Annotated in this window: 25 protein-coding genes; 20 read left to right on the forward strand and 5 right to left on the reverse strand. The window is 56.1% G+C overall.

Translation table 11 applies throughout. From position 1 onward, the window contains the following. Positions 1-141: 141 nt before the first annotated feature. The 5 genes from IYV58_RS01025 (at position 142) to IYV58_RS01045 (ending at position 6,233) form a co-directional block, all read left to right on the forward strand. Positions 142-1,557, forward strand: a complete 1,416-nt coding sequence (locus IYV58_RS01025; protein ID WP_142446352.1) for a PTS transporter subunit EIIC — start codon at positions 142-144, stop codon at positions 1,555-1,557. Positions 1,558-1,579: 22 nt separating this feature from the next. Then, on the forward strand, positions 1,580-3,325 hold the full coding sequence (locus IYV58_RS01030) for a sulfatase (RefSeq protein WP_123828588.1): 1,746 nt from the start codon (positions 1,580-1,582) through the stop codon (positions 3,323-3,325). A gap of 43 nt (positions 3,326-3,368) precedes the next feature. After that, positions 3,369-4,091 (forward strand): GntR family transcriptional regulator, encoded by a 723-nt coding sequence (locus IYV58_RS01035; RefSeq protein WP_004127511.1) that lies wholly within the window; start codon positions 3,369-3,371, stop codon positions 4,089-4,091. A 40-nt stretch (positions 4,092-4,131) separates the two neighbouring features. Beyond that, positions 4,132-5,427 (forward strand): anaerobic sulfatase maturase, encoded by a 1,296-nt coding sequence (locus IYV58_RS01040; protein ID WP_195729373.1) that lies wholly within the window; start codon positions 4,132-4,134, stop codon positions 5,425-5,427. Positions 5,428-5,543: 116 nt separating this feature from the next. Further along, positions 5,544-6,233, forward strand: a complete 690-nt coding sequence (locus tag IYV58_RS01045; RefSeq protein ID WP_004127518.1) for a transporter substrate-binding domain-containing protein — start codon at positions 5,544-5,546, stop codon at positions 6,231-6,233. Between the two features lie 3 nt (positions 6,234-6,236). Here IYV58_RS01045 and IYV58_RS01050 read toward each other — a convergent pair whose 3' ends face one another. Beyond that, the gene (locus IYV58_RS01050; RefSeq protein WP_123828586.1) at positions 6,237-7,049 is read right to left on the reverse strand and encodes a dienelactone hydrolase family protein; all 813 of its coding nucleotides are present in this window, start codon (positions 7,047-7,049) and stop codon (positions 6,237-6,239) included. A gap of 267 nt (positions 7,050-7,316) precedes the next feature. Here IYV58_RS01050 and udp point away from each other — a divergent pair, with 267 nt between their 5' ends. From udp to tatD, 9 genes are all read left to right on the forward strand, one after another. After that, positions 7,317-8,078 carry a uridine phosphorylase gene (gene udp, locus IYV58_RS01055; protein ID WP_004127525.1) on the forward strand — a complete coding sequence of 254 codons (762 nt, stop codon included), beginning with the start codon at positions 7,317-7,319 and terminating at the stop codon, positions 8,076-8,078. A gap of 138 nt (positions 8,079-8,216) precedes the next feature. Then, the gene (rmuC, locus tag IYV58_RS01060; RefSeq protein ID WP_004127527.1) at positions 8,217-9,665 is read left to right on the forward strand and encodes a DNA recombination protein RmuC; all 1,449 of its coding nucleotides are present in this window, start codon (positions 8,217-8,219) and stop codon (positions 9,663-9,665) included. 70 nt (positions 9,666-9,735) lie between these two features. Then, on the forward strand, positions 9,736-10,491 hold the full coding sequence (gene ubiE, locus IYV58_RS01065) for a bifunctional demethylmenaquinone methyltransferase/2-methoxy-6-polyprenyl-1,4-benzoquinol methylase UbiE (protein WP_195729374.1): 756 nt from the start codon (positions 9,736-9,738) through the stop codon (positions 10,489-10,491). 13 nt (positions 10,492-10,504) lie between these two features. Beyond that, on the forward strand, positions 10,505-11,110 hold the full coding sequence (ubiJ, locus tag IYV58_RS01070; protein ID WP_195729375.1) for a ubiquinone biosynthesis protein UbiJ: 606 nt from the start codon (positions 10,505-10,507) through the stop codon (positions 11,108-11,110). Continuing rightward, positions 11,107-12,747, forward strand: a complete 1,641-nt coding sequence (ubiB, locus tag IYV58_RS01075) for a ubiquinone biosynthesis regulatory protein kinase UbiB (RefSeq protein ID WP_004127535.1) — start codon at positions 11,107-11,109, stop codon at positions 12,745-12,747. The genes ubiJ and ubiB overlap by 4 nt, the downstream gene beginning before the upstream one ends. A 77-nt stretch (positions 12,748-12,824) precedes the next feature. Further along, complete coding sequence (tatA, locus tag IYV58_RS01080) at positions 12,825-13,076, forward strand: Sec-independent protein translocase subunit TatA (protein WP_004127537.1); 252 nt, start codon at positions 12,825-12,827, stop codon at positions 13,074-13,076. Between the two features lie 3 nt (positions 13,077-13,079). Then, entirely contained in the window at positions 13,080-13,619 is a 540-nt protein-coding gene (tatB, locus tag IYV58_RS01085; RefSeq protein ID WP_004127539.1) for a Sec-independent protein translocase protein TatB, read from the forward strand. Positions 13,620-13,621: 2 nt separating this feature from the next. Beyond that, positions 13,622-14,395, forward strand: coding sequence for a Sec-independent protein translocase subunit TatC (gene tatC, locus IYV58_RS01090; RefSeq protein ID WP_004107787.1), 774 nt, complete (start codon positions 13,622-13,624; stop codon positions 14,393-14,395). 30 nt (positions 14,396-14,425) lie between these two features. Next, positions 14,426-15,220 (forward strand): 3'-5' ssDNA/RNA exonuclease TatD, encoded by a 795-nt coding sequence (gene tatD / locus IYV58_RS01095; protein WP_177447649.1) that lies wholly within the window; start codon positions 14,426-14,428, stop codon positions 15,218-15,220. A gap of 6 nt (positions 15,221-15,226) precedes the next feature. On the opposite strand, the gene rfaH is transcribed toward tatD, so the two are convergent. Further along, the gene (gene rfaH, locus IYV58_RS01100) at positions 15,227-15,715 is read right to left on the reverse strand and encodes a transcription/translation regulatory transformer protein RfaH (RefSeq protein WP_004097595.1); all 489 of its coding nucleotides are present in this window, start codon (positions 15,713-15,715) and stop codon (positions 15,227-15,229) included. 177 nt (positions 15,716-15,892) lie between these two features. Between rfaH and ubiD the strand changes: the two genes are divergently transcribed. Beyond that, complete coding sequence (gene ubiD / locus IYV58_RS01105) at positions 15,893-17,362, forward strand: 4-hydroxy-3-polyprenylbenzoate decarboxylase (protein WP_195729376.1); 1,470 nt, start codon at positions 15,893-15,895, stop codon at positions 17,360-17,362. A gap of 54 nt (positions 17,363-17,416) precedes the next feature. Further along, positions 17,417-18,118 (forward strand): NAD(P)H-flavin reductase, encoded by a 702-nt coding sequence (gene fre, locus IYV58_RS01110; protein ID WP_195729377.1) that lies wholly within the window; start codon positions 17,417-17,419, stop codon positions 18,116-18,118. A gap of 44 nt (positions 18,119-18,162) precedes the next feature. Here fre and IYV58_RS01115 read toward each other — a convergent pair whose 3' ends face one another. The 3 genes from IYV58_RS01115 to fadB all read right to left on the reverse strand — a co-directional run bounded on the left by IYV58_RS01115 (position 18,163) and on the right by fadB (position 21,962). After that, positions 18,163-18,474 (reverse strand): hypothetical protein, encoded by a 312-nt coding sequence (locus tag IYV58_RS01115; RefSeq protein ID WP_004127550.1) that lies wholly within the window; start codon positions 18,472-18,474, stop codon positions 18,163-18,165. A gap of 125 nt (positions 18,475-18,599) precedes the next feature. After that, a complete protein-coding gene (gene fadA, locus IYV58_RS01120) occupies positions 18,600-19,763 on the reverse strand; it encodes an acetyl-CoA C-acyltransferase FadA (RefSeq protein ID WP_004127553.1) in 1,164 nt (387 codons plus the stop codon). Positions 19,764-19,772: 9 nt separating this feature from the next. Next, positions 19,773-21,962: a fatty acid oxidation complex subunit alpha FadB gene (gene fadB, locus IYV58_RS01125; RefSeq protein ID WP_142445079.1), complete on the reverse strand. Its 2,190-nt coding sequence runs from the start codon at positions 21,960-21,962 to the stop codon at positions 19,773-19,775. A 191-nt stretch (positions 21,963-22,153) separates the two neighbouring features. Here fadB and pepQ point away from each other — a divergent pair, with 191 nt between their 5' ends. The 4 genes from pepQ to hemG are packed head-to-tail and all read left to right on the forward strand — an operon-like array spanning position 22,154 to position 26,137. Then, positions 22,154-23,485: a Xaa-Pro dipeptidase gene (gene pepQ, locus IYV58_RS01130; protein ID WP_004127559.1), complete on the forward strand. Its 1,332-nt coding sequence runs from the start codon at positions 22,154-22,156 to the stop codon at positions 23,483-23,485. Continuing rightward, entirely contained in the window at positions 23,485-24,099 is a 615-nt protein-coding gene (locus IYV58_RS01135; RefSeq protein ID WP_004127563.1) for an IMPACT family protein, read from the forward strand. The genes pepQ and IYV58_RS01135 overlap by 1 nt, the downstream gene beginning before the upstream one ends. A 41-nt stretch (positions 24,100-24,140) precedes the next feature. Continuing rightward, positions 24,141-25,592, forward strand: coding sequence for a Trk system potassium transporter TrkH (trkH, locus tag IYV58_RS01140; protein ID WP_004097624.1), 1,452 nt, complete (start codon positions 24,141-24,143; stop codon positions 25,590-25,592). Between the two features lie 11 nt (positions 25,593-25,603). Next, a complete protein-coding gene (hemG, locus tag IYV58_RS01145; RefSeq protein ID WP_004127566.1) occupies positions 25,604-26,137 on the forward strand; it encodes a menaquinone-dependent protoporphyrinogen IX dehydrogenase in 534 nt (177 codons plus the stop codon). Positions 26,138-26,140 lie beyond the last annotated feature (3 nt).

The following is a 26,140-nucleotide window of genomic DNA, read 5'->3' on the forward strand; positions in this document are numbered from 1 at the left end:
GCTCAAGGAGGCTTCGGCCTCTTTTTTCGTTTCTGCTGCCGGCAAAACGATCGTTAATTCGCCTTTATGACGCTCCTCACAAATATAATAACATTATATTGTTATAACAATTGCACACAAAAATAATAAAGGAACCTCTGTATGGACTACAACAAGGTGGGACACGCGATTGTGAAACACTGCGGCGGCCTGGCGAATTTGCTGCACGTGACGAACTGTATGACTCGCGTACGGATGACCATAAGCGATCCATCGCGGGTCGATATCGCCGCGCTCAAAAGCATCGAAGGCGTACTCGGCGTGGTGGAGGACGATACCCTGCAGGCGATCGTCGGGCCGGGCAAATCGACCAAGGTCGCAAACGTGATTAACGATCTGCTTAAGGGGCAGCCTGCGGATGCTACCCCGTTAAGCGATGTTGAGCAAAAAGCAAAGCTGGCGCGGGAAAAGGCGAAAAAGCAGACCCGTAGCAAAATTATCCTTAAACATATCGCCAATATTTTTGTACCGATCCTACCGTCGTTGATCGCCGCCGGTATTCTGATGGGGATTAACAACTTGCTGGTGAACTCCGCCGCCTCCTGGGCGCTGGCGAATCAGGTGGCGGCGCTGGGGGATCTGTCGCCAACCCAGGTGGTGCTCGATCAACGGCACCTGCTCAGCATCAGCCAGTTCCTTGATATCGTCTCTAAAGCGCTGTTCGGCTTCCTCGCCATCTATACCGGCGTGACGGCGGCGAAAGAGTTTGACGGCAACGCGGTGATGGGCGGCCTGCTGGGGGCGATCACCATCGTGCCGCAGATTACTGCGCTGGGGCTGATTCCGGGGCAGGGCGGGCTGATCGGCGTCATTCTTTGCGCCTGGCTGATGTGCCTGTTGGAAAAGCAGGTTCGGCGCTTTGTCCCGGATATTGTTGATGTGGTGGTCACGCCGACCATCGTACTGGTGGTGATGGCAGCGGCGCTGCTGCTGGTGATTATGCCGGTGGCGGGCGTTATTTCTAACGGTATCCTCCACGGGCTAAACGGCCTGCTCTCTACCGGCGGCATTGCGGCGGGCTTTGCGCTCTCGGCGCTGTTCCCGTTCCTGATCTCACTCGGCCTGCACCATGGCTTGTTCCCTATTCACCTGGAGATGATCAACGCGACCGGGCACGCTCCGTTGTTCGCCATTCAGATTATGTCCAACGCCGGAATGGTTGGCGCGGCGACGGCGGTTCTGCTGCTGACGCGCGATCCGATGATGAAGAAAATCGCCAAAGGGGCGATCCCGACCTCCATCCTGGCGGTGGGAGAGCCGACGATTTTCGGCGTCAATATCCCGGCCGGTTTCGCCTTTATTACCGGTTCTATCGGCGCCGGCTTTGGCGGAATGATGGTGGTGCTGCTGGGGGTTTCGACCAACGGCGTGGGCGCCGCCGGGCTCTCCGCGCTGCCGCTCATCGCCGACGGTAAATATTTACAGTACATCCTCTCATGGTTAACCGGCTGCGCCGCAGCCTTCGTGCTGACCTATATCGTCGGCAAAGTACGCGGTTACGATAAAGAAACGGCGTGAAGGAAGAGTGAAGGAGTAAAGCATGAAAGCGATTATGTTGATGTTTGATTCGCTGAATAAGCGCCTGCTGTCGGCCTACGGCAGCGACAGGGCGATCACGCCGAATTTTCAGCGGCTGAAGGAGCGTACGGTTCGTTTTGATAACGCCTATGTCGGCAGCATGCCCTGCATGCCCGCGCGCCGGGAGCTGCATACCGGACGCTATAACTTTTTACATCGCGGCTGGTCACCGATCGAGCCGTTCGATGATTCGGTTCCGGAGCTGCTGAAGAAGAACGGCATTCACACCCATCTGGTGACGGACCATAAACACTACTGGCGCGACGGCGGGGCGACCTATCACTCTCGCTACAGTACCTACGAGTTTGTGCGCGGTCAGGAGGGCGATGCCTGGAAAGGCGTGGTAAATAAGCCGAAATACCGCTACGAATCCGGCGAGCCGGAGGAGATCAAACAGCGGCGCATCGCCAGCCGGGTTCAGCATCAGATCAACGCGCAGTTTATGCAGAACGAAGAGGATCATCATCTGGCGCGGACGATTGGCAAAGGGCTGGCGTTTATCGACGCCAACCACGCCAGCGACAGCTGGTTTCTGCAGCTGGAGTGTTTCGATCCGCATGAGCCTTTTTTTGTGCCGGAAAAATACCTGAAGATGTACGGCATTGACGATCCCGCGCAGTTCGACGGCTGGCCGCCGTACTACTTCGTCACCGAAAGCGCCGAACGCAAGAGCGTGATCCAACGGTACTACATGGCGCTGCTGACGATGGTGGATGCGTACGTCGGGAAGGTGCTGGACTATATGGATCGTTACGATCTGTGGCGCGACACGCTGCTGATCGTCAACACCGACCACGGTTTTCTGCTCGGCGAGCATGAGTGGTGGGGGAAAAATATCATGCCGTTGTATAACGAAGTGGCGAATGTTCCCTTATTTATCTGGCATCCGCAGTACGGCGGCGCGGGCGAGTCTCGTCAGGCGCTGGCGCAGACCATCGATCTTCCCGCGACGCTGTTGGACTGTTTTGGCCTGAATAAACCGGCGGATATGCAGGGCGTCTCGCTGTTGCCCGCGTTGCGCGACGATACGCCGGTACGCGACTATGCCCTGTTTGGTTATCACGGCTGCCATATCAATATTACTGATGGTCGCTATGTTTATATGCGTTCGCCCGTTGAGCGCGGCGTTGATGGCCTGTACGAATACACCCTGATGCCAACGCGGATCAACCGCCGCTTTACGCCGCAGGAGCTACGCGCAACGACGCTGCATCCGCCGTTTCGCTTTACTAAGGGCTGCCCGGTAATGAAAGTTCCCGCCGAGTCGGTAATGACCCGCGGCGCCGATCGCTTTGGTCATCGCTTGTATGATTTACAGAGCGATCCGACGCAGCAAACCCAGTGTCGGGATCAACAAGCGGCGCGGCGACTGCGGGAGCAGATGATTTTCATGATGCAGGAAAACGATGCGCCCGGCGAACTGTACGCGCGCTACGGGCTGGACGATGCGCAAGGCCCGCTGCTCGGGCGGGATCCGCATCTGCTGCCGGAGCTGTCCGCTTTTGCGCCGCAGGTGCGCTACGGGCTGTATGCGTTGCTGCAGCATCTGGAGGGGGGCGGACAGAACGCTCTGGCTGAAAAGCTGCGGGCCGCCTGTCAGCCGAACTGGGATCGGCAAAATTTGTGGGCGTTCGTGCAGAACGAGGTTCCGGAGGAGCAGCATCAGAGCGTGTACTATAAGATGGCGTTAGAAATGCGACTTGATTAAGGGGTACCCCCGGCCACGGCCGGGGAACAGGAGTGCGAAGTTAATGAAAGAAGAACTGGACTATTCTCGCGGGGCGAAGCCTTTGTACGCCCAGCTATACGACATCCTGCTGGAAAAGCTGAGGTCCGGAACCTACAAGAAGAATGATGTCCTGCCTACCGAAGCCGAATTTGAAGAGCTGTTCGGCGTTAGCCGCATCACGGCCCGGCGCGCGCTGGCCGAGCTTGCCGCAAAAGGGCTGGTCAAACGCCAGGCCGGTATTGGCACCATGGTCATCAGCACCTCCGAGAAACAGGGTGTAAAAACCCGCATTCGACTGATTGACGGCCAGCAGCAGCACTCTATTTCGCGACATAATCTGACACTTGAGCTGCTCTTACCGCCGCCGGAAGTGGCGCAGGCGTTCGTGCTCCCGGCGGAGCAGAAAATTCAGCGTCTCACCCGTACGATCTATCGACAAAACGAACTTCCCGCGCAGGTAAACTATATCTGGCTGACGCCGCGTCTGGGCGAACTGACGTTAGACGCATTTAAAGAAGGATTGTACAGCGCGCTGGAACAGCGCGGCGAGAATATCGATAGCTATAAAGACACCATTACCGCCGAGCTGCCGACGACCCAGGACTGCGATATTTTGCAGGTTGCCGCAGGCGAGCCGCTGCTGGTGAAGACTCGCCAGGGATTTAACGATCGCGGCGAGCTGGTGGAATATACCATCGCCCGCCATATCGCCAGCTGCTATCAGTACATTGTAGAGAACAGTTAATGGCAGAATTTACCGGGCCATCAAAGCAGGGGAAATTAGCATGATTCATGGCTGCCACGTGATGGCAAAGCCGAGCGGCTCGGTGTGTAACATCGATTGCACCTACTGCTTTTATCTGGAAAAAGAAGCGCTTTATCCGGAACGGAATAAAAACTGGCGCATGTCAGATGAGACGCTGGAAAACTATATTCGCCAGCATATTGCCGCCCAGTCCGGCGATGCGGTGACCTTTGCCTGGCAGGGCGGCGAGCCGACGATGATGGGGCTGCCGTTCTTTCGCCGGGTCGTTGAGCTGTGTGACAAGTACGCCAACGGTAAGAAGATAGAACATGCGCTGCAAACTAACGGCGTACTGGTGGACGATGAGTGGGCGCGTTTTTTTGCCGAGCAGGGTTTTCTGGTGGGCTTGTCGATAGACGGTCCGGCGCATCTACATAACCAGTACCGCGTCAACCGCGCGGGAAAGGGAACCCACGAGAAGGTTGTTGCGGCGATGGCGCTATTGAAGTCCCATAACGTTGAGTTCAACACCCTGACCGTGGTCGGCAAGCATAACGTTGATCACGCCCGCGAAGTGTACGATTTCCTGCTGGCGGCCGGTTCGCGCTATATGCAGTTTATCCCGCTGGTCGAACGGATGAGCAGCGACGCCTCGGCTCCGCTACAGCTGGTACTGCCGGGGGAGAGCGCGGCGCGGCTGGCGCCCTGGACGGTACCCTCCTGGCACTTCGGCGAGTTTCTTAACCAAATTTTCGATATCTGGGTGCGTCGCGACGTCGATCGCGTCTATGTGCAGATGTTTGACGTCGCCCTGGCGGCGTGGACCGGCCAGCCGCCGGTGCTGTGCGTACATTCGGCCACCTGCGGCCACGCTTTTGCGCTGGAATCGAATGGCGATCTGTATAACTGCGATCACTATGTTTACCCGGAGCACAGGCTGGGCAATATTCATCAGCAGAGCATCCGGGAGCTGAACAATAGCGCGCAGGCCATCGCCTTTGGCCAGGCGAAGCAAGAGACGCTAACGGCAGATTGCCGCCGCTGCGAGTTTCGTTTTGTTTGCCACGGCGGCTGCCCGAAGCATCGTTTCGCCGTTTCCCCGAGCGGCCGTCCCGGCCACAGCTATCTGTGCGCGGGCTATCAGCACTTTTTCAAACACGTGACGCCATATATGAACGTCTGGCGGCAGCTCCTGGACAACGGTTATCCGCTTCCGGCGATAATGCAGTGGCTGGCGCAAGAGGCGCAGCAGGCGCCGATGATGGCTTCCCGCAACGACCCTTGCCCCTGCGGCAGCGGGCGTAAATATAAAAAATGCTGCGGCGCGCAGCATTGAGAATGCTGAACCAGCAAGGTAGCGCCCAATGGCTGGAGGTTGTTCAGGGCGGATCTCTTTGACTACCGTTTAACGTTTTCTGAAACGAGGCTGTTGCGACTGTCCGGAGGTGAAAAGTGAGTGAACACCACGATCGAAAAGACTTTTTGCGTTTTGCCATTAACCTGGGTAACCCGGTTCTTACGACACTGTTGCCGGGAGGTGCCCCGGGGGGGATAACCGTTGAGCTGGCAAAGAGGCTGGCGGCAGAGAGCCAGCGCGAAGCGCGGTTTGTGACCTGGCCGACGGCCGGGCAGGTCGTGGATGCTGCGCTGCAGGATCAATGGGATATCGCCTTTCTGGCTATCGACCCGGCGCGGGAAGATAAGCTTCGCTTCACGCCGCCCTACGTCACCATCGAAAGCTCGGCGATGGTTAAAAAAGAGAGTGAAATAGGGTCGGTTCAGGAGATGGACCGAGAAGGTGTGGTGATAAACGTGGGCAAAGGTGCGGCCTACGAGCTGTATCTGATTCGCACGCTAAAACACGCGACGATGCGCCAGTACGCCACTTCTCAGGAGGCTATTCAGGCGTTCATCCACGGCGAAGGCGATATGGCGGCCGGTATTCGCCAGCCTCTGGAGCAAGCCGCGCAGGAAAACCCGGCGTTGCGCGTTCTGCCCGACAGCTTTAGCCAGATACGCCAGGCGATATGCGTACCGCGCAATGCGCCGCAGCATTATGAATTTATTTGCCGCTGCCTTTCTTCATGGATAGCGGACGGTACTATTGCCGGGATGGTGAAGCGCCATATCGGCAATAGCTGAACTTTAACCGCGCTTACTGCCATGCTGGGCAAACCAGGCCAGCATCCGTTGCCAGCCGTCCTTCGCCGACTCTTCATGATAGCTGGCGCGATAGTCGGCATTAAAGGCGTGGTCAGCGTGCGGGTAAACCACGATCTCCGCCGTGGCGTTGGCCGCCCGCAGCGCCTGGCGCATGGTTTCCACCGTATCCTGCGGAATGCTGTCATCTTTCGCGCCATAGAGCCCTAAAACCGGCGCGTTGAGATCGACGGCAATATCGACCGGATGCTTCGGCGAATTCAACGTTTTCTCTCCGACCAGTTTGCCGTACCAGGCGACGGCGGCTTTTAGCTGCGGGTTATGCGCAGCGTACAGCCAGGTAATGCGCCCGCCCCAGCAGAAGCCGGTAATCAGCAGGCGATGGGCATCGCCGCCGTGGCGGGAGGCCCAACTGGCCACGTGATCGAGGTCGGCCAGCACTTGAGAGTCCGGCACTTTTTTAACCAGCCCCTGGAACAGAGAAGGGATGTCGCTGTAATCATTAGGGTCGCCCTGGCGGAAGTACAGCTCTGGTGCGATAGCCAGATACCCCTCTTTCGCCAGACGGCGGCAAATATCGCGGATATGTTCATGCACGCCGAAAATTTCCTGAACCACAATAACGACCGGCAGCGGGCCGTCGACGTTCCCCGGGCGGGCGTGGAATGCCGGCATGTTATCCCCCTGCGAAGGGATTGATGTCTCTCCGCAGACGATGTTCTCATCTGATGTGTGAACGGCAGTTGAGGCGTGCGGCGTGGCTGCAGGTGCAAAGCCGGTTTGCTTAATTGTCGTCATGGTATTCTCCGTACCCTTAATTTATTAGCGCAGCAATAACTATAGCTGCTCTGGACAGGACGTTAACCAAACACAGTGCCCGAAACAGGCTATCTTTTGTTCAGGCTTCCGCGATTTTGCTTGTTAATGTGATGTATATCACTATTTTATGGAAAGTTATTGCAATGAATTTCATTCATGGTGATTGTTGTCACAAAATTGAGCCGACAGCTTCTGTAAAGTACCGTTTTGCTTCTGCTGATAATTCGACCCACAGAGGAGTTTTTTATGTCCAAGTCTGATGTTTTTCATCTCGGCCTCACCAAAAACGATTTACAAGGGGCTACGCTGGCTATCGTCCCTGGCGATCCAGAGCGTGTGGAAAAGATCGCCGCGCTGATGGATAAGCCGGTTAAGCTGGCATCTCACCGTGAATTCACCACCTGGCGCGCGGAGCTGGACGGTAAAGCAGTGATTGTCTGCTCCACCGGTATCGGCGGCCCATCGACCTCTATCGCCGTGGAAGAACTGGCCCAGCTCGGCATCCGTACCTTCCTGCGCATTGGCACCACCGGCGCCATCCAGCCGCACATCAACGTAGGCGATGTTCTGGTGACTACCGCTTCTGTGCGCCTGGACGGTGCAAGTCTGCACTTTGCGCCCATGGAGTTCCCGGCGGTGGCTGATTTTGAATGCACTACCGCGCTGGTTGAAGCGGCGAAATCTATCGGCGCGACCACCCATATCGGCGTGACTGCCTCCTCCGACACCTTCTATCCGGGACAGGAACGTTACGACACCTTCTCCGGCCGCGTTGTGAGCCGCTTTAAAGGCTCGATGGAAGAGTGGCAGTCGATGGGCGTGATGAACTATGAAATGGAATCCGCCACGCTGCTGACGATGTGCGCCAGCCAGGGCCTGCGCGCCGGGATGGTTGCCGGGGTTATCGTCAACCGTACCCAGCAGGAAATTCCGAACGCGGAAACCATGAAGCAAACCGAAAGCCATGCGGTGAAAATTGTCGTGGAAGCGGCGCGTCGCCTGCTGTAGTTCTTCTCCTTTCCGAAAAGGGCCGGACTCTCCGGCTCTTCTTTTTTGCGTAGCGCCTCGCAGGAAAACCCTTTCCAACTGGACGTTTGTACAGCACAATTCTATTTTGTGCCGTAAGTGGTTGCCGCAGGGGGCGTTGTGGATATTTCGATTATTATGAGTGCCGTTGCGGCGCTAGCCGTGGGCCTGATTGTTGGCTGGCTGGCGACGAAAGCGCACGCCGATCAAATTCGCGCCGATCTTATTGAAGAGCGGCGCGAGCTGGATATTGAACTGAGCGCGGCCCGCCAGCAGCTGGTGCAGGAGTCCCACTGGCGAGAAGAGTGCGAGCTGCTCAATAACGAGCTGCGCAGCCTGCGCGATATCAACGCCTCGCTGGAGGCCGATCTCCGTGAAGTGACAACCCGCCTTGAATCCACTCAGCTGCATGCCGAAGATAAAATCCGCCAGATGGTCAACAGCGAGCAGCGGCTTAGCGAGCAGTTTGAGAATCTGGCGAACCGCATCTTTGAGCACAGCAACCGACGGGTGGATGAGCAGAATCGCCAGAGCCTGCACGGCCTGCTGACGCCGCTTCGCGAGCAGCTGGATGGTTTTCGCCGTCAGGTGCAGGATAGCTTTGGCCAGGAAGCGCGGGAGCGCCACACCCTGGCTCATGAAATCCGTAATCTCCAGCAGCTTAATGCGCAAATGGCCCAAGAGGCGCTGAACCTGACTCGCGCGCTTAAGGGCGATAACAAAACCCAGGGCAACTGGGGCGAGGTGGTATTGACCCGCGTGCTGGAAGCGTCCGGGCTGCGGGAGGGTCATGAATATCAGACCCAGGTGAGCATCGAAACGGACAACCGCTCGCGGATGCAGCCCGATGTGATTGTCCGTTTGCCGCAGGGGAAAGACGTGGTTATCGATGCCAAGATGACCCTGGTGGCCTACGAACGCTATTTCAATGCCGAAGATGATTACACCCGTGAAGCGGCGCTGCAGGAGCATATCGCTTCCGTACGCAACCATATGCGCCTGCTGGGGCGTAAAGACTACCAGCAACTGCCGGGGTTGCGCTCGCTCGACTACGTTCTGATGTTTATCCCGGTGGAGCCAGCCTTCCTGCTGGCGATCGATCGCCAGCCGGAACTCATTAGCGAAGCGCTGAAAAACAACATTATGCTGGTGAGCCCGACCACGCTGCTGGTGGCGCTGCGGACTATCGCCAATCTCTGGCGCTATGAGCATCAGAGCCGTAACGCGCAGAAAATTGCCGAAAGAGCGGGGCGGCTGTACGACAAAATGCGCCTATTTGTTGACGATATGTCCGCTATCGGCCAGAGCCTGGATAAAGCCCAGGATAACTACCGCCAGGCGATGAAAAAGCTCGCTTCCGGGCGAGGCAACCTGCTGGTGCAGGCGGAATCATTTCGCGAGCTGGGCGTGGAGGTTAAACGTGGGATTAATCCTGACTTAGTCGAACAGGCTATCACACAGGATGAGGAATACTTCCTTACAGATGACGGTAACGTTCAGGAAGATAACAATTTTTCTTCCGATACGGCCGCTGCCGCCGCATATGATAACCGCCCTCAGCCGCGTTGAAGCGTATGGGAAGTGCGCTAAACCTGTTACACTCAACGAACATTTTCTTGATAAGTAAGCAGGCATTGAGATGGTTGAGGATTCACAAGAAACGACGCATTTTGGCTTTCAGACTGTCGCCAAAGAGCAGAAAGCTGACATGGTGGCGCATGTATTTCATTCTGTGGCCGCAAAATATGACGTCATGAACGACCTGATGTCGTTCGGTATTCATCGTTTGTGGAAGCGTTTCACCATCGACTGCAGCGGCGTCCGCCGCGGGCAAACCGTATTGGATCTGGCGGGTGGTACCGGCGATCTGACGGCGAAATTCTCTCGTCTGGTGGGAGAAACCGGCCGCGTGATGCTAGCGGATATCAACGACTCAATGCTGAAAATGGGCCGTGAGAAGCTGCGCAACATCGGCATCGTCGGCAACGTGGAATACGTCCAGGCAAACGCTGAAGCGCTGCCTTTTGCGGACAATACCTTTGATTGTATTACGATTTCCTTCGGCCTGCGAAATGTGACCGATAAAGAAAAAGCGCTGCGCTCCATGTATCGCGTGCTAAAACCGGGCGGTCGTCTGCTGGTGCTGGAATTCTCGAAACCGATTATTGAGCCGTTCAGCAAAGCCTACGACGCTTATTCCTTCCATATTCTGCCGCGCGTGGGTGAGCTGGTTGCTAAAGATGCCGAAAGCTATCGTTATCTTGCTGAATCTATTCGAATGCACCCCGATCAGGAGACGCTGAAAGGCATGATGCAGGACGCAGGGTTTGAAAGCGTCGACTACTACAACCTCACGGCAGGTATCGTTGCGCTACACCGCGGTTATAAGTTCTGACAGGAGGGACGATATGCCTTTCAAACCACTGGTTACCGCCGGTCTTGAGACGGTCCTCAATGCTTTCCTCTGGCGCGATCGGGCGCTGAAACCCGCCCGCCAGCGTCTGCTGGGGAAAGTGCTGCGCGTCGAGCTGCAAGAGCTTTCCGCACCCGTGGTGCTGGTTTTTAGCGAGCGTCAGGTAGACGTGCTGGGCGCATGGGAAGGCGAGGCTGACTGCACCGTGCGTACCCGCCTGAGCGTGCTTCCGCAGCTGCGCAATCGTCAGCAGCTTACCGCGCTGATTCGTAGCGGCGATCTCGAAGTAGAGGGCGATCTGCAGGTGGTGCAAAATACCGTCATGCTTTGCGATCTGGCGGAGTTCGATCCGGCTGAACTGCTCGCCCCGTATACCGGTGATGTTGTTGCGGAAGGCTTCAGTAAAGTATTACGCGGCGGCGCTCGTTTTCTTCTGCATGGCGCTCAGCGCCAGCAGCGCTATGTCGCGGAAGTGATTACCGAAGAGTGGCGTCTGGCGCCTGGGCCGCTGGAGCTGGCTTGGTTTGCAGAGGAAACCGCTGCGGTGGAACGAACCCTGGCCGCGCTGGAAAAACGGCTGGAAACGCTGGAGGGCAAATGACGCCAGGAGAAATACGGCGCCTGTATTTTATCGTCCACACCTTTTTGAGCTACGGGCTGGATGAGCTCATTCCCAAAATGCGTATCACGCTGCCGCTGCGAATCTGGAGGCGGATGCTCTTCTGGATGCCCAATCGCCACAAAGATCGTCCTCTTGGCGAGCGACTGCGTCTCGCATTACAGGAACTGGGGCCAGTGTGGATCAAGTTTGGCCAGATGCTCTCGACCCGTCGCGACCTGTTTCCGCCGCACATTGCCGATCAGTTGGCCATGCTGCAGGATCGCGTCGCGCCTTTTGACGGTCTGCAGGCCAAAAAGCAGATTGAGCAAGCCATGGGCGGCCTGCCGGTAGAAGCCTGGTTTGATGATTTCTCGATTGAACCGCTCGCTTCCGCTTCTATTGCCCAGGTGCATACCGCGCGTCTGAAAGAGAACGGCAAAGAGGTGGTCATTAAGGTGATCCGCCCGGATATCGTTCCGGTTATTAAAGCGGATATGAAGCTCATCTACCGTCTTGCCCGCTGGGTGCCGCGTCTGTTACCGGACGGCCGTCGCCTTCGCCCGCAGGAAGTGGTTCGCGAATACGAAAAAACGCTGTTGGATGAGCTCAACCTGCTGCGTGAATCGGCGAACGCTATCCAGCTTCGCCGCAACTTCGACGAGAGCCCAATGCTTTATGTCCCGGAAGTTTATTCGGACTACTGCAGCGAAGGCATGATGGTGATGGAGCGGATTTACGGGATCCCGGTGTCCGACGTCGCCGCGTTGGAAGCGCAGGGGACTAACATGAAGCTGCTGGCCGAGCGTGGCGTGCAGGTCTTCTTTACCCAGGTTTTCCGCGACAGCTTCTTCCATGCTGACATGCATCCGGGCAATATTTTTGTCAGCCGTAATCATCCGGAAGATCCGCAGTATATTGGTATTGACTGCGGTATCGTCGGTTCGCTGAACAAAGAAGATAAGCGCTATCTGGCGGAGAACTTCATTGCCTTCTTTAATCGGGATTACCGCAAAGTTGCGGAGCTGCACGTTGATTCCGGCTGGGTTCCCGCGGATACCAACGTTGAAGAGTTCGAGTTTGCTATTCGTACCGTCTGCGAGCCAATTTTTGAAAAACCGCTGGCGGAAATCTCGTTTGGCCACGTGTTGTTGAACCTGTTTAATACGGCGCGACGTTTCAATATGGAAGTGCAGCCGCAGCTGGTTCTGCTGCAGAAGACATTACTTTACGTAGAAGGTGTAGGTCGCCAGCTCTATCCTCAGTTAGACTTGTGGAAAACGGCGAAACCGTTCCTTGAGTCGTGGATCAAAGATCAGGTGGGCATTCCAGCTCTGGTGCGAGCGTTTAAAGAAAAAGCGCCGTTCTGGATCGAAAGAATGCCGGAAATACCGGAACTGGTGTACCAGAGCCTGCAGCAAAGCAAGCAGCTGCAGAATAGCGTCGATACCATCGTGCGCGACATCCAGGTGCGGCACGTGCGCCAGGGTCAATCCCGCTATCTGTTTGGTATAGGCGCGGTTTTATTACTGAGTGGTACGCTGCTATTCATTCATCGTCCCGAGTGGGGCATGATGCCCGGCTGGCTGATGGCCGCTGGCGTCGTGACCTGGCTTATCGGTTGGCGAAAGACGAACTGACGGCGGCCGCCTTTATCACTGCGCATAATGTGTATAATGCGTCCTAATAATTCATCATCTGTCATAGGGGAATGTGTATGGGTGGTATCAGTATTTGGCAGTTACTCATTGTTGTCGTCATCGTGGTTCTGCTTTTTGGGACAAAAAAGCTGAGCTCGCTCGGTTCAGATCTAGGGGCGTCGATCAAAGGCTTTAAAAAGGCCATGAGCGACGAAGATAAACCGGAAAAATCCGCACCCGATGCCGATTTTGCGGCGAAAACCCTTGCTGATAAACCGGATGATGTAAAGAAAGACGAGACTAAACGCCACGACAAAGAGCAGGTGTAATTCGTGTTCGATATCGGTTTTAGTGAGCTGCTGCTGGTATTCGTGATTGGCCTCATCGTTTTGGGGCCGCAGCGACTGCCGGTAGCGGTAAAGACGGTGGTTAGCTGGATCCGCACGCTGCGGTCGCTTGCGGCTACCGTACAAAATGAAATAACGCAGGAATTAAAACTGCAGGAGTTTCAGGAAAGCCTTAAAAAGGTGGAAAAGGCCAGCCTGGACAACCTGACGCCCGAGCTAAAAGCTTCAATGGATGAGCTGCGTGAAGCGGCTGAATCTATGAAGCGATCCTACTCCGCCCACGATCCTGAAAAAGCCAGCGACGAAGCCAACACCATTCACAACCCAGTCGTTAAAGGGAGTGAAGAGCAGCGCAAGGACGTGACGCCGGCGACGGCTGAACACCAGGTCAGTGCGCCGGAGCATGCGCCTGACCCCGTGGCTGAAGAGCTTCCCGCTTCGCAGAGTGAAATCCCGGCAGTGAAAGTAAAAACTGCCGTGGCGGCTTCCGATTCCTCCTCCCCTGTACCGAGTGATAAACAGTAAAAATGGGCGTAGACGATACTCAACCGCTAATTACGCATCTGATCGAGCTGCGCAAGCGCTTGATCAACAGCATTCTTGCGATTCTGGTCATTTTCCTGGCGTTAGTCTATTTCGCCAACGATATCTATCAGCTGGTTTCCGCGCCGCTTATTCGGCAGATGCCGGTTGGCGCGACCATGATCGCGACGGATGTGGCCTCGCCTTTCTTCACGCCGATCAAGCTGACCTTTATGGTATCGATAATTTTATCGGTACCGGTCATTCTGTATCAGGTCTGGGCCTTTGTGGCGCCAGCGCTGTATAAGCATGAGCGTCGGTTGGTTATGCCGCTGCTGGTCTCCAGTACGCTGCTGTTCTATATCGGTATGGCTTTCGCCTACTTCGTCGTTTTCCCGCTGGCGTTTGGTTTTCTGACCCACGCGGCGCCTGAAGGCGTACAGGTCTCTACCGATATTCGCAGCTATCTCGACTTTGTGATGGCGCTGTTTATCGCGTTTGGCGTCTCGTTCGAGGTTCCGGTGGCCATCGTGCTGCTGTGCTGGATGGGCGTCACCACGCCGGAAGACCTGCGTAAGAAACGTCCCTATGTCCTGGTTGGCGCATTCGTTGTGGGGATGCTGCTGACTCCGCCGGACGTGTTTTCGCAAACTCTGCTGGCGATTCCGATGTACTGTCTGTTTGAGGTTGGGGTCTTCTTCGCGCGGTTCTACACCGGTAAACGCCTTACGCGTGACGAGGATGCCGCTGCCGAAGAGGCGCAGGGTAAAGAAGAATAACGCTCAACCGCCCGCCAGGGCGGTTGCCATATGGGAGCGATGATGTTTGATATCGGCGTAAACCTGACCAGTTCGCAGTTTTCCCGCGATCGCGATGAGGTGGTTTCCCGGGCTCGGGAGGCGGGTGTCACCGGGATGCTGTTGACGGGAACCAACCTACATGAAAGCGCGCAGGCGCAACAGATGGCGCGCCGTTATTCGGGATGCTGGTCAACGGCCGGCGTTCATCCCCACGATAGTCGCTGCTGGACGGAATCGGTAGCGGCTGCGGTCTATGCGCTGGCTCGCGAGCCGGAAGTCGTTGCGGTTGGCGAATGCGGCCTCGACTTCAACCGCAACTTTTCGGCGCCTCAGGAGCAAGAAGCGGCGTTTAGCGCCCAGCTGGCGCTGGCAGCGGAGCTGTCGATGCCGGTATTTCTGCACTGTCGCGATGCGCACGAGCGCTTTCTGGCCCTGCTGGTTCCTTGGCTTGATAAGCTCCCGGGGGCCGTTGTGCATTGCTTTACGGGTAGCCGTGAAGAGATGCGCGAATGCCTTGAGCACGGTTTATTTATTGGTATCACCGGCTGGGTATGCGATGAGCGTCGGGGGCTGGATCTGCGATCCTTGCTGGCCGATATTCCGGCAGATCGCCTGCTGGTTGAGTCTGATGCGCCCTATTTGTTGCCCCGCGATATGCGGCCAAAACCCTCTTCCCGCCGTAATGAGCCCGCCTACCTGCCGCATATTCTGACCAGCATCGCGGGATGGCGTGGGGAAGAGGCGCAGTGGCTGGAAGAGATTACCGATGCTAACGTCAGAAGACTCTTTGGCGTGCGCTTTTAGACGCCGTCAGATTTTATAAAAATCAGTGTTTTTAACGCTCTGTAGCACCTGCTTGTTAAGTAAATTCAGCAGCAGCATTGAACGGGCTTCACCGTCCGGTTCGGTAAAAATAGCCTGCAGACCCTCAAAGGCGCCATCGGTAATCAGCACGCTATCGCCTTCGTGCGGCGTTTCCGGATCGGTGATCCCTTCCGGTTTGTAGATGGAAAGCTGATGAATGACGGCAGACGGCACGATGGCGGGCAGCGCGCCGAAACGCACAAAGCTGTTCACACCGCGCGTTGCGCTGATGGTGGTGGTATGAATCACTTCCGGATCGAACTCGATAAACAGATAATTTGGGAACAGTGGCTCGCTGACCGTCGTGCGTTTACCGCGGACGATTTTTTCCAGCTCGATCGTTGGCATCAGGCAATTCACGGCCTGCCGCTCAAGGTGTTCCTGGGCGCGTTCAAGTTGCCCACGTTTGCAATAAAGTAAATACCAGGCTTGCATAATGACTCTTTCCAATGCTACTAGCAGCAAGCATAACAAAAGCCCGGTACGATCGCGAAATCATTGCGGGTGAAAACTAAATTTCAGCGGTCTTTCACGCTAATTTAACAAAAATACAGCATAGCTCCGGCGAACGCCGTATAATCAGCCGCCTGTATAGAGGTCAATAACAACTCCATGAAATACCACGATCTACGCGAATTTCTGACATTACTGGAGCAGCAGGGGGAATTGAAACGAATCTCCCTGCCGGTCGATCCTCACCTGGAAATCACCGAAATTGCCGACCGCACGTTGCGCGCCGGCGGTCCGGCCCTGCTATTCGAAAATCCTACAGGCTACGCCATGCCGGTGCTGTGTAATCTTTTCGGCACGCCGCGGCGAGTCGCGCTGGGGATGGGGCAGGAGGATGTCAGTTCGCTGCGGGAAGTGGGTAAGCTTCTGGCATTTCTGAAAGAGCCGGAGCCACCAAAAGGCTTCCGCGACCTGTTTGATAAGCTGCCGCAGTTCAAGCAGGTGCTGAATATGCCGACTAAGCGGCTGCGCGGGGCCCCGTGCCAGCAAAAAATCCTCCAGGGCGATGAGGTGGATTTGACCCGCATCCCGATCATGACCTGCTGGCCGGAAGATGCCGCGCCGCTGATCACCTGGGGGCTGACGGTGACCCGCGGTCCGCATAAAGAGCGGCAAAATTTGGGCATTTATCGCCAGCAGCTGATTGGTAAGAACAAGCTGATTATGCGCTGGCTATCGCATCGCGGCGGCGCGCTGGACTTCCAGGAGTGGTGCGCAGCGCATCCTGGCGAGCGTTTCCCGGTATCCGTCGCGCTGGGTGCCGATCCGGCGACCATTCTCGGGGCGGTGACCCCGGTTCCGGATACCCTCTCCGAGTATGCGTTTGCCGGGCTGCTGCGCGGAACGAAAACCGAAGTCGTGAAGTGCATCTCTAACGAACTGGAAGTGCCCGCCAGCGCGGAGATCGTGCTGGAAGGATATATTGAGGCCGGAGAGATGGCGCCGGAAGGCCCGTATGGCGATCATACGGGCTACTACAATGAAGTGGATAACTTCCCGGTCTTTACCGTTACCCATATTACTCAGCGTGAAGACGCCATCTACCATTCGACCTACACCGGGCGTCCGCCGGACGAACCCGCGGTGCTGGGCGTTGCGCTGAATGAAGTGTTCGTCCCCATCCTGCAAAAGCAGTTTCCTGAAATCGTGGATTTCTATTTACCGCCTGAAGGCTGTTCTTATCGCCTGGCGGTGGTCACGATGAAGAAGCAGTACGCCGGTCACGCGAAACGCGTCATGATGGGCGTCTGGTCATTCCTCCGTCAGTTCATGTATACCAAGTTTGTTATCGTCTGCGATGACGATGTCAACGCGCGCGACTGGAATGATGTGATTTGGGCGATTACTACCCGTATGGACCCGGCGCGTGATACGGTACTGGTAGAAAATACGCCAATTGATTATCTGGATTTTGCCTCACCGGTTTCCGGTTTGGGTTCAAAAATGGGGCTGGATGCCACAAACAAATGGCCTGGAGAGACCCAGCGCGAGTGGGGTCGTCCTATCAAGAAAGATCCTGAAGTGACGGCGCGCGTCGACGCCATCTGGGACGAACTGGCTATCTTCAAATAACAGTAAGCGGGGCTACGCCGCTGTTTTGCACAATAGACCCGACAGAGGGGACGCATGACAACCTTAAGCTGTAAAGTGACCTCGGTGGAGGCGATTACCGATACTGTGTATCGCGTTCGATTAGTGCCGGAAGCGGCGTTTGCCTTCCGGGCTGGTCAGTATCTGATGGTCGTGATGGACGAACGCGATAAGCGCCCATTCTCCATGGCTTCTACGCCGTCGGAACAGGAGTTTATCGAGCTGCATATCGGTGCATCTGAACTTAACCTGTATGCGATGGCGGTGATGGATCGTATCCTGAAAGAGCGTGAAATTGAGGTCGATATGCCGCATGGCGAAGCCTGGCTGCGCGATGATGAAGAACGCCCGCTGATTTTGATCGCCGGGGGGACGGGCTTCTCTTACGTGCGTTCGATTCTGCTCACCGCGCTGGCGCGCAATCCGAACCGCGATATCGCCATCTACTGGGGCGGACGCGAAGCGAAGCATATCTACGATCTGGCCGAGCTGGAAGCGTTAAGCCTGCGGCATCCGGGCCTGCGCGTTGAACCCGTTGTTGAGCAGCCTGAAGCCGAGTGGCGTGGCCGCACCGGAACCGTGCTTACAGCGGTCCTGCAGGATTACGGTACGCTGGGCGAGCATGATATCTATATCGCCGGCCGTTTCGAGATGGCAAAAATTGCCCGTGACCTGTTCTGCAACGAGCGCGGCGCGCGTGAAGATCGCCTGTTTGGCGATGCCTTTGCGTTTATCTGATAGCTGCTCTGAAAGCATCCGGGCTTTTAGCCTGGGTGCTATTTTTACCGGTCATCGCTGAAGTAAACGTATAGCGGCCGATCGTTTTCCAGCAAACAGAGCATTTTCCCTACCGGGTTCCCTTCTTTTTTCAGCGTGGCGGTTAGCTGCGTCGCGATATGCTGGCTGCCTACCTTCTCATCATAACGTTCGGTATTAATGTCGGTGATGACCAGATGCTTTAGCCGATCGCTGCCAGGATCCTGCGCCATTTTACTGATTCCCCAGGAGAGACATGCCTGAGCGCTATCCTGTTCGCTGGCGAGCGCTGCGGCAGAGAACGTCGATAGCAGAAAAATGATTGGGAGTGTTTTCATCACTCTTCATTATCCTTAATAATCATTAGGTACATGGCGATAATAACCGATCGGTAGAAATAAAAAACCCGCCCCTGACAGGCGGGAAGAACGGCAACTAAACTCTTTAGGGATTAACTCTTCGATTAAACTCGCTCGAATACCGTCGCGATACCCTGACCTAAGCCAATACACATCGTCGCCAGGCCGAACTGCGCGTCTTTACGCTCCATCTGGTTGATCAAGGTGGTGCTAATGCGTGCGCCGGAACAGCCGAGCGGATGGCCCAGGGCGATCGCGCCGCCGTTGAGGTTGATCTTCTCGTCTATCTGTTCCATTAGCCCCAGATCTTTAATGCACGGAAGGATCTGGGCGGCAAAAGCTTCGTTCATCTCGAACACATCGATATCGCTGGTGCTGAGCCCGGCCTTTTTCAGCGCCAGTTTTGACGCGGGAACCGGGCCATAGCCCATGATGGACGGGTCGCAGCCGACGACAGCCATCGAGCGCACGCGAGCGCGAGGCCTCAGGCCCAGTTCGCGGGCGCGGCTTTCGCTCATTAATAACATCGCTGCGGCGCCATCGGAGAGAGCGGAAGAGGTTCCGGCCGTCACGGTGCCGGTGACCGGATCGAACGCGGGTCTCAGCGCGGCCAGTGCTTCTACCGTTGTCTCAGGGCGAATAACTTCATCGTAGCGGTAAGACTTCAGTACGCCGTCGGCGTCGTGACCGCCGGTCGGGATAATCTCCGTCTTGAATGCGCCGGACTGCGTCGCGGCCCAGGCGCGAGCGTGGGACCGGGCGGCGAACTGGTCCTGCATTTCCCGGCTGATGCCGTGCAAGCGCGCCAGCATTTCTGCCGTCAGACCCATCATTCCGGCGGCTTTGGCGACGTTACGGCTCAGCCCGGGATGGAAATCCACGCCGTGGCTCATCGGGACGTGGCCCATATGCTCTACGCCGCCAATCAGGCAGACGCTGGCATCGCCGGTCATGATCATACGCGCTGCGTCGTGAAGTGCCTGCATAGAAGAACCACACAGCCGATTGACCGTGGTGGCGGGTACTGAATGTGGGATCTCCGCCAGCAGTGCCGCGTTGCGGGCAATGTTGAAGCCCTGTTCCAGGGTCTGCTGGACGCAGCCCCAGTAAATATCGTCGATCGCGCTTGCCTCAAGAGACGGATTACGCGAAAGCAGGCTACGCATCAAGTGCGCGGAGAGATCTTCCGCACGTACGTGGCGAAAGGCGCCGCCCTTCGAACGGCCCATCGGGGTACGAACTGCATCGACAATGACAACCTGTTCCATTGTGACTCCTTAAGCCGTTTTCAGGTCGCCTGGCGCACGGGCAGGCTCAACCGGGGGATAGTACGGTTCGTTATGACGCGCTTTGCTGCGCAATCCTTCCGGCACGTCGTATAGCGGGCCGAGGTGCTGGTACTGCTGCGCCATATCGAGATATTTTGCGCTACCGAGCGTATCGAGCCAGCGGAACGCGCCGCCGTGGAACGGAGGGAAGCCCAGGCCATAAACCAGCGCCATATCGGCTTCCGCCGGGCTGGCAATAATGCCCTCTTCGATACAGCGCACCACTTCGTTGACCATAGGGATCATCATACGGGCGATAATCTCTTCATCGCTGAAATCGCGCTTCGGCTGGCTGACTTCCGCCAGCAGGCTATCGACGGCAGCATCCTCTTCCTTCTTCGGCTTACCTTTGCTGTCTTCTTTGTAGCGCCAGAAGCCAAGGCCGTTTTTCTGGCCGAAACGGTTAGCGTCGAATAGAGCATCGATCGCATCGCGATACTCTTTCTGCATTCGCTGCGGGAAGCCCGCCGCCATGACCGCCTGCGCGTGATGCGCGGTATCAATGCCCACGACGTCCAGCAGATAGGCGGGCCCCATCGGCCAGCCAAACTGTTTTTCCATTACTTTGTCGACCTTGCGGAAGTCCGCGCCATCGCGCAGTAGCTGGCTGAAACCGGCGAAGTAGGGGAACAGTACGCGGTTGACGAAGAAGCCGGGGCAGTCGTTGACCACAATTGGCGTTTTGCCCATTTTGCTGGCCCAGGCGACGACTTTGGCAATGGTCTTATCCGAGGTTTTATCGCCGCGGATCACTTCAACCAGCGGCATGCGATGCACCGGGTTAAAGAAGTGCATGCCGCAGAAGTTTTCCGGGCGCTGCAGAACGCTGGCCAGCTCGCTGATAGGAATGGTCGAGGTGTTCGAGGCTAGCACGGTATCCGGGCGTACCTTCTCTTCGGTTTCCGCCAGCACCGCTTTTTTCACTTTTGGGTTCTCAACGACGGCTTCGACCACAACGTCAACGCGTTCAAAGCCGGCGTAATCCAGGGTTGGCTGTATAGTGGAAATAACGCCGGCCATCCTGAGCCCATCGATTTTGCCGCGCTCAAGCTGTTTATTGAGCAGCTTGGCCGCTTCGGTCATGCCAAGCGTCAGCGATTTGTCGTTGATATCCTTCATGACCACCGGCACGCCTTTCCAGGCCGACTGGTATGCAATACCGCCGCCCATAATTCCCGCGCCCAGCACGGCCGCGTGTTTTGGCGTGTCGATATCTTTAGTCAGCTTCTTCGCTTTCGCTTTGACGTACTGATCGTTGAGGAAGATACCGACCAGTGCACGCGCCTCGTTGGTATGCGCCAGCGGGACGAAACTTTTGTTTTCCAGAACCAGCGCTTCTTCGCGGCCAAAGCGGGCGGCGGCTTCAATGGTTTTAACGGCGGTAATCGGGGCCGGGTAGTGTTTCCCGGCGGTTTGCGCCACCATGCCTTTGGCGATGGTAAAACTCATTGCAGCTTCAATTTTACTCAGGTGAAGAGGCTCCAGCTTCGGCTGGCGCTTCGCTTTCCAGTCCAGGTCGCCGTTAATGGCCTGACGCAGAATGGCTATCGCGCCCTCAATCAGTATTTCATGTTTAACCACGCCGTCGACGAGGCCGATTTTTAAGGCCTGTTCGGCACCAACGTCTTTACCCGCGGCAATGATTTCCAGCGCGCTGTCCGCGCCAAGCATACGCGGCATCCGCACCGAGCCGCCAAAGCCCGGCATGATGCCCAGCTTCGTTTCCGGCAGGCCAATACGCAGGTCCGGCGTCGCCAGACGGTAATCGGTCGCCAGGACGCATTCGCAGCCGCCGCCCAGCGCATAGCCGTTGACGGCGGAAATGGTCGGAACCGGCAAATCTTCCAGGCGGTTAAATACGCTATTAGCGAAATGTAGCCACTGACTGAGCTGTTCTTCGGGAACCAGGAACAGAGAAAGAAATTCGGTGATATCCGCGCCGACGATAAAAGAGGCTTTCTCGGAGCGTAGCAGCAGCCCTTTAAGATCTTTTTGTTTTTCCAGTACGTCCAGCGCTTCACCGAGGCTGGCTACGGTTGCGGTATCGAGCTTGTTGACCGAGCCGGGGGCATCGAATACCAGTTCGGCAATGCCGTCTTCCCGCCAGTCGAGGTACAGGGTGTCGCCTTTGTAGAGCATGTCAGTCTCCTGAATCCAGCAATATGATCTGGTCGTACCAGATGAGACGGAGTGTGGATTTTATGTTAAGAAATTGCAAATAAGACTTTAAATAAATGCTGGTCGGATCACACCCGGTAGAGATCACCTCGTTTGAGGTCATTGTGCTAAGATGCGAAGCATCACGATCTCATAAAATCAAAGGATAAAAGATGGAATCCCTTGCCGGTCTCTATAAAAATCATATTGTTACCCTACAAGAACGCACCCGTGACGTACTGGCCCGCTTTAAGCTGGATGCCCTGCTGATTCACTCCGGTGAACTGTTCAACGTCTTCCTTGACGATCATCCGTATCCGTTCAAGGTCAATCCCCAGTTCAAAGCCTGGGTGCCGGTTACCCAGGTCCCTAACTGCTGGCTGCTGGTGGACGGCGTCAACAAACCGAAACTGTGGTTCTACCTGCCGGTCGACTACTGGCATAACGTGGAACCGCTACCGACTTCGTTCTGGACCGAAGAGGTGGATGTGATTGCCCTGCCGAAAGCGGACGGTATCGGCAGCCAGCTGCCTGCCGCGCGCGGCAATATCGCGTATATCGGGCCGGTACCGGAACGCGCACTGGGGTTAGAACTCGCGGCGGATAAAATCAACCCGAAAGGGGTGATTGATTATCTGCACTACTACCGCTCTTATAAAACTGACTATGAGCTGGCCTGCATGCGCGAAGCGCAGAAGTCGGCGGTTAACGGTCATCAGGCCGCTCATGAAGCGTTCCTCTCCGGGATGAGCGAGTTTGATATCAATCAGGCCTATCTGACCGCGACCGGCCATCGCGACACCGATGTACCGTACAGCAACATTGTGGCGCTGAACGAACATGCCTCCGTGCTGCATTACACGAAGCTGGATCATCGCGCACCGGCGGAATTGCGCAGCTTCCTGCTGGATGCGGGTGCGGAATATAACGGCTATGCGGCGGACCTGACGCGTACCTGGGCGGCGCATGGTGATAGTGACTATGCTCAACTGATTAAAGATGTTAATGACGAACAGCTGGCGCTGATTAGCACCATGAAGGCGGGCGTGAGCTATGTGGATTATCATGTCCAGTTCCATCAGCGTATTGCCAAACTGCTGCGTAAACATCAGATCGTCAAAGAGATGAGTGAAGAAGCTATGGTGGAAAACGACCTGACCGGACCGTTTATGCCGCACGGTATTGGCCATCCTCTGGGTCTGCAGGTTCATGATGTCGCCGGCTTTATGCAGGATGATACCGGTACCCATCTGGCCGCGCCGGCAAAATATCCTTACCTGCGCTGCACGCGCGTGCTGCAGCCGCGCATGGTATTGACGATTGAACCGGGCATCTACTTTATCGAATCGCTGCTGGCGCCGTGGCGCGAGGGACAGTTCAGCAAACACTTCAACTGGCAGAAAATTGAAGCGCTGAAACCGTTTGGCGGTATTCGTATCGAAGACAACGTCGTGATCCACGAAAACAGTATTGAAAACATGACGCGCGATCTGAAACTGGCGTAATGGAAAGCTGGTTGATACCGGCCGCGCCGGTCACTTTTGTGGAAGAGATCAAAAGGAGCCGCTTTATCACGCTATTGGCGCATACCGACGGCGTAGCGGCGGCAAAAGCGTTTGTCGAGTCAGTCAGGGCTGAACATCCGGATGCCCGTCACCACTGCGTGGCGTGGGTCGCCGGGCCGCCAAATGACTCGCAGCAGCTGGGATTTTCCGATGATGGCGAACCGGCGGGGACGGCGGGTAAGCCGATGCTGGCGCAGCTTATGGGCAGCGGCGTCGGCGAGATAACCGCTGTCGTCGTGCGCTACTACGGTGGTATTCTGCTCGGCACCGGCGGTCTGGTCAAAGCGTACGGCGGCGGCGTGCATCAGGCGCTTGCGCAGCTCGCAACACAGCGCAAGACGCCGTTGACCGCATATACTTTGCAGTGTGAATACGGGCAGTTGGCCGGGATTGAAACGCTGTTGGCTCAATTCTCAGGGAAAATTGTCGAAAGCGAATATCAAGCGTCTGTTCAGCTGCGCGTGGCGCTTCCTCAGGCTGAAGTGGCGCTATTTTCAGCAAAACTGGCTGATTTTAGTCGCGGTTCGTTGCAATTACTGAAGATTGACGAATAATCCCCACCTGATTTTTTTGCATATCAAAGGAAGCGCCAGAGATGCATTTTCGCGCGATAACCCGAATCGTTGGACTGCTGGTCATTTTGTTTTCGGGGACAATGATCCTCCCGGGATTAATAGCTCTGATATATCGCGATGGTGCGGGGCGAGCGTTTACCCAGACCTTTTTTGTCGCTCTGGCGATCGGCTCGCTGCTGTGGTGGCCTAACCGTCGTGAGAAGGGCGAACTGAAATCCCGCGAAGGATTTCTTATCGTCGTGCTGTTCTGGACGGTACTCGGAAGCGTCGGCTCGCTGCCCTTTATCTTCTCTGAACAGCCCAACCTGAGCATTACGGATGCCTTCTTTGAATCTTTCTCAGGTTTGACAACGACCGGGGCAACCACGCTGGTTGGGCTAGATTCGTTACCCCACGCCATTCTTTTCTATCGTCAGATGCTGCAATGGTTTGGTGGGATGGGGATCATCGTGCTGGCGGTAGCGATACTGCCGATACTGGGCGTCGGGGGGATGCAGCTGTATCGGGCGGAAATGCCCGGGCCGCTGAAAGATAACAAGATGCGGCCGCGCATTGCTGAGACGGCGAAAACGCTATGGCTTATCTATGTCTTACTGACGGTGGCCTGCGCGCTGGCGCTGTGGTTTGCCGGTATGCCGGCGTTCGACGCCATTGGGCATAGCTTCTCGACGATTGCGATTGGCGGGTTCTCTACCCATGACGCTAGCGTGGGCTACTTTAATAGCCCAACGATTAACTCCATTATTGCGATTTTCTTGCTGATATCTGGCTGTAACTACGGCCTGCACTTTTCATTACTTAGCGGGCGCAGCCTGAAAGTGTACTGGCGCGATCCCGAATTCCGCATGTTTATCGGCGTGCAGCTCACGCTGGTGGTGGTATGTACTCTGGTGCTGTGGCTGCATGACGTCTACAGTTCTGCACTCATGACGGTGAACCAGGCGTTCTTCCAGGTTGTTTCGATGGCGACAACGGCAGGATTCACTACCGACAGTATCGCGCGCTGGCCGCTATTCTTGCCGGTCCTTCTACTCTGCTCGGCTTTTATCGGCGGCTGCGCCGGGTCGACGGGCGGTGGTTTGAAGGTTATCCGTATTCTTCTACTTTTCAAGCAGGGTAACCGTGAGCTTAAACGGCTGGTACACCCTAACGCGGTATACAGTATTAAACTGGGGAACCGTGCGTTGCCGGAACGTATCCTTGAAGCCGTTTGGGGATTTTTCTCCGCCTATGCGCTGGTGTTTATCATCAGTATGCTGGCGATTATCGCCACCGGCGTGGATGATTTCTCAGCCTTTGCTTCGGTCGTCGCGACGCTGAATAACCTTGGCCCGGGGCTGGGCGTGGTGGCGGATAACTTTGCGACGATGAACCCTGTCGCAAAATGGATCTTGATTGCTAATATGCTGTTTGGTCGTCTGGAAGTGTTCACCTTGCTGGTGCTATTTACTCCGACTTTCTGGCGCGAATAACAGGAGTGCCTGTGAAAACTTTGATTCTATTTTCTACCCGCGACGGACAGACGCGTGAAATCGCCTCCTATCTGGCATCTGAATTAAAAGAGCAGGGGATTGATGCGGATACGATTGACCTCAACCGTACCAATGAGGTGGAGTGGCCTTTATACGATCGTGTCGTGATTGGCGCATCAATCCGCTATGGTCACTTTCATCCCGCGCTGGAGCGGTTTGTCAAAACGCATCTTCAGTCGCTGCAGGCGCTGCCGGGAGCATTTTTCTCGGTTAACCTCGTCGCGCGTAAGCCAGAAAAACGAACGCCGCAGACCAACAGCTACACGCGAAAGTTTCTGCTCAACTCGCCCTGGCAGCCTCAGCAGTGCGCGGTATTTGCCGGAGCGCTTCGTTATCCACGCTATCGTTGGTACGATCGGTTTATGATTCGCCTAATTATGAAGATGACCGGCGGCGAAACGGATGTCAGTAAAGAAGTGGTGTATACCGACTGGCAGCAGGTGGGCAGGTTTGCGCGGGAAATTGCGCAAATGACCAGCAAATAGCGC

The organism is Klebsiella sp. BDA134-6 (assembly GCF_015601345.1).
GTDB classification, from domain to species: domain Bacteria; phylum Pseudomonadota; class Gammaproteobacteria; order Enterobacterales; family Enterobacteriaceae; genus Klebsiella; species Klebsiella grimontii.

Bases quoted from the DNA above. Each gene is read 5' to 3' on its own strand.
- IYV58_RS01030 (WP_123828588.1), top strand. From the start codon at position 1,580: ATGAAAGCGATTATGTTGATGTTTGATTCGCTGAATAAGCGCCTGCTG.
- tatC (WP_004107787.1), top strand. From the start codon at position 13,622: ATGGGCGTAGACGATACTCAACCGCTAATTACGCATCTGATCGAGCTG.
- fre (WP_195729377.1), top strand. From the start codon at position 17,417: ATGACAACCTTAAGCTGTAAAGTGACCTCGGTGGAGGCGATTACCGAT.
- fadA (WP_004127553.1), bottom strand. From the start codon at position 19,763: ATGGAACAGGTTGTCATTGTCGATGCAGTTCGTACCCCGATGGGCCGT.
- IYV58_RS01135 (WP_004127563.1), top strand. From the start codon at position 23,485: ATGGAAAGCTGGTTGATACCGGCCGCGCCGGTCACTTTTGTGGAAGAG.
- ubiE (WP_195729374.1), top strand. From the start codon at position 9,736: ATGGTTGAGGATTCACAAGAAACGACGCATTTTGGCTTTCAGACTGTC.
- IYV58_RS01115 (WP_004127550.1), bottom strand. From the start codon at position 18,474: ATGAAAACACTCCCAATCATTTTTCTGCTATCGACGTTCTCTGCCGCA.
- udp (WP_004127525.1), top strand. From the start codon at position 7,317: ATGTCCAAGTCTGATGTTTTTCATCTCGGCCTCACCAAAAACGATTTA.
- IYV58_RS01040 (WP_195729373.1), top strand. From the start codon at position 4,132: ATGATTCATGGCTGCCACGTGATGGCAAAGCCGAGCGGCTCGGTGTGT.
- tatA (WP_004127537.1), top strand. From the start codon at position 12,825: ATGGGTGGTATCAGTATTTGGCAGTTACTCATTGTTGTCGTCATCGTG.
- ubiD (WP_195729376.1), top strand. From the start codon at position 15,893: ATGAAATACCACGATCTACGCGAATTTCTGACATTACTGGAGCAGCAG.
- trkH (WP_004097624.1), top strand. From the start codon at position 24,141: ATGCATTTTCGCGCGATAACCCGAATCGTTGGACTGCTGGTCATTTTG.
- rfaH (WP_004097595.1), bottom strand. From the start codon at position 15,715: ATGCAAGCCTGGTATTTACTTTATTGCAAACGTGGGCAACTTGAACGC.
- fadB (WP_142445079.1), bottom strand. From the start codon at position 21,962: ATGCTCTACAAAGGCGACACCCTGTACCTCGACTGGCGGGAAGACGGC.
- IYV58_RS01050 (WP_123828586.1), bottom strand. From the start codon at position 7,049: ATGACGACAATTAAGCAAACCGGCTTTGCACCTGCAGCCACGCCGCAC.
- pepQ (WP_004127559.1), top strand. From the start codon at position 22,154: ATGGAATCCCTTGCCGGTCTCTATAAAAATCATATTGTTACCCTACAA.
- tatD (WP_177447649.1), top strand. From the start codon at position 14,426: ATGGGAGCGATGATGTTTGATATCGGCGTAAACCTGACCAGTTCGCAG.
- ubiJ (WP_195729375.1), top strand. From the start codon at position 10,505: ATGCCTTTCAAACCACTGGTTACCGCCGGTCTTGAGACGGTCCTCAAT.
- ubiB (WP_004127535.1), top strand. From the start codon at position 11,107: ATGACGCCAGGAGAAATACGGCGCCTGTATTTTATCGTCCACACCTTT.
- IYV58_RS01025 (WP_142446352.1), top strand. From the start codon at position 142: ATGGACTACAACAAGGTGGGACACGCGATTGTGAAACACTGCGGCGGC.
- IYV58_RS01035 (WP_004127511.1), top strand. From the start codon at position 3,369: ATGAAAGAAGAACTGGACTATTCTCGCGGGGCGAAGCCTTTGTACGCC.